We start from the raw sequence: 2,453 nt of genomic DNA on the forward strand, positions 1-2,453 counted from the left end.
AGCGTCCGGCCAACTCACCTTTCCATCCAATTTTAGAGTAGTAGTCTTGGTGTCCACCTAATACTAAGTGGACACCAACAATGGATACTCAAGGATTACTTCCCGCGCCAGCCAGACCACCGCGCCGCAAACATTCGCTTCAGTTTAAGGAGCAAGTTGTGGCGGCGAGTTATGCCCCCAATACGTCGGTAGCAAGCGTAGCGCAGCAGTTTAAAATCAATGCCAATCTAGTGCATAAATGGCGGCGCCAGTTTGACGCGAAGGCGGCTGGGCGTGATGACTTTATTAAAGTTGCACCGCGAATTACCGTCAAGGCAATGGACGCCTCATGCCCTGATACCACGCTAAAAGTCGAACTAAGCAGCGCCCTTGGGCCTGTCACGATCCACTGGCCAATGGCTGATCTTGCAGGTTTGGCTTCATGGCTGAATCCCCAGCCATGATTCGTATCGATGAGATTTGGTTGGCGCGTGAACCACTGGATATGCGGGCTGGCCCAGACACTACCTTGGCGCGCGTGGTGCAAAGCTTCGGCGAAGCCCGCCCCCATTGCGCCTACCTTTTTACGAACAAACGGGCCAATCGCATGAAGGTATTGGTACACGATGGCTTTGGTTTGTGGCTAGCCGCTCGGCGATTACATAAGGGTAAATTCAGCTGGTGCGCGCTGCGTGAAGGGCAAGCCATTGTGTTGGATGAAGAGCAGTTGCAGGCGTTGATCGTTGGTTTGCCTTGGCGACAAGCAGGTGGCGCAGCCACCATCTCGGTGCTGTAATCACGGCGATATCGGCACCTTGAATGCGCGGTAGTGGGCACAGTTGTCGCGCCTCGTCTATTTACAAAATCGTCATCGAACGCAGAGCCAAGTTCTGGCAAAGTAGCATGATGAATCAGCCAGCCGACCTTCATAACTTATCTCCCGATCAGCTTCGCACGCTGGTCATGCAGTTGCAGGAGACCGTGACCACACAAGCTCAAGGACTGGCTGAGCGGGATGTATCCATCCATCAGTTACAAACCCAAAAAGACAAGCTGACCCATGAGTTGGCGCTATTGCGTCGCCATCGCTTTGGTAAGCGTAGCGAGGGTTTGGATAAACAGCAGCTCGCTTTACTGGAGGCGCTGGTCGATGAAGACATCGCCGCGATTGAGGCTGAACTGGAAAGAGTCTCAATTACGCCACAGCAATGCGAACGCAAAAAGCCCAAACGCCAAGCACTTCCCCAAGACTTGCCTCGCACCGAGATTCACCATGAGCCAGAGAACACAAACTGCGCTTGTGGCTGTGTAATGACTCGGATCGGTGAAGACGTTAGCGAGAAACTCGATTACCAGCCCGGCACCTTTAGTGTAGAGCGTCATATCCGCGGCAAATGGTGCTGCCGTGACTGCGACAGTTTGGTACAAGCGCCTGTCGCAGCGCACATCATTGACAAAGGCATTCCCACCACCGGTTTATTAGCGCAAGTGCTCATTAGCAAATATGCGGATCACCTGCCGCTGTACCGTCAAGAACAACAGTTTGCCCGCAGTGGCGTTACAATCGCACGCTCAACACTCGCGGATTGGGTGGGTCGTTGTGGCGTAGAGCTACAGCCTTTAGTGGATGCGCTTCGGGAACAACTATTAGAACAAGCCGTATTACATGCCGACGAAACACCGGTCGCGATGTTGGCGCCGGGTAAACAGCGTACTCATAAAGCCTATGTTTGGGCCTATGCGGCAACACGCTACTCCCCGATACAAGGCGTGGTCTACGACTTCAGGCCCAGCCGCTCAGGCAAGGAGTCGAGAGACTTCCTCGCAGAGTGGCGGGGGAAATTAGTGTGTGATGATTACAGCGGCTACAAAGCCGGCTTCACCAAAGGCATTATCGAAATTGGCTGCATGGCTCATGCTCGGCGCAAATTCCACGACCTGCACGTGGCCAACAAAAGCCAGATTGTTGAGCAGGCGCTGGACTATATTAAGCAGCTCTACCTCATTGAGCGGGAACTGGTTGAACTAAGCCCTGAACAGCGAAGGCAGCGGCGACACGAACAAGCCAAACCGATTATCGATCAGCTACATCATTGGCTAATCGGTAAGCGGCAACAAGTACCTGATGGCAGCGCGACGGCCAAAGCGATTCAATACAGTTTGAAACGCTGGGATGCGCTCACGCGTTACTTGGATGATGGCGCCGTACCCATCGACAATAACTGGGTTGAGAATCAAATTAGACCTTGGGCGCTTGGCCGTTCGAACTGGCTTTTTGCGGGTTCACTGCGCAGCGGTCAGCGCGCGGCTAACGTAATGACCTTAATCCAGTCCGCGAAGATCAATGGCCTCAACCCCCAGGCCTACCTGAAAGACGTAATGGAAAGGTTGCCGACACAGCGTGCGTCAAAGATCAGCGAACTACTGCCGCATAATTGGCGGCCGTAGCAATGTGGGTTTGCCGGACGCTTACA

General features: G+C 53.7%; 3 protein-coding genes. All 3 read left to right on the forward strand.

The genetic code is table 11. The annotated features are described in order from the left end of the window. Positions 1 to 80: 80 nt before the first annotated feature. The 3 genes from O9X78_RS20565 (at position 81) to tnpC (ending at position 2,427) form a co-directional block, all read left to right on the forward strand. Entirely contained in the window at positions 81 to 443 is a 363-nt protein-coding gene (locus O9X78_RS20565) for a transposase (RefSeq protein ID WP_269621560.1), read from the forward strand. After that, positions 422 to 775: an IS66 family insertion sequence element accessory protein TnpB gene (gene tnpB / locus O9X78_RS20570; protein WP_269621561.1), complete on the forward strand. Its 354-nt coding sequence runs from the start codon at positions 422 to 424 to the stop codon at positions 773 to 775. Before O9X78_RS20565 ends, tnpB begins: the two co-directional genes overlap by 22 nt. 110 nt (positions 776 to 885) lie before the next feature. After that, positions 886 to 2,427 (forward strand): IS66 family transposase, encoded by a 1,542-nt coding sequence (gene tnpC, locus O9X78_RS20575; RefSeq protein ID WP_269621562.1) that lies wholly within the window; start codon positions 886 to 888, stop codon positions 2,425 to 2,427. Positions 2,428 to 2,453 lie beyond the last annotated feature (26 nt).

The organism is Zhongshania aquatica (genome assembly GCF_027257955.1).
Taxonomy (GTDB): Bacteria; Pseudomonadota; Gammaproteobacteria; order Pseudomonadales; family Spongiibacteraceae; genus Spongiibacter; species Spongiibacter aquatica.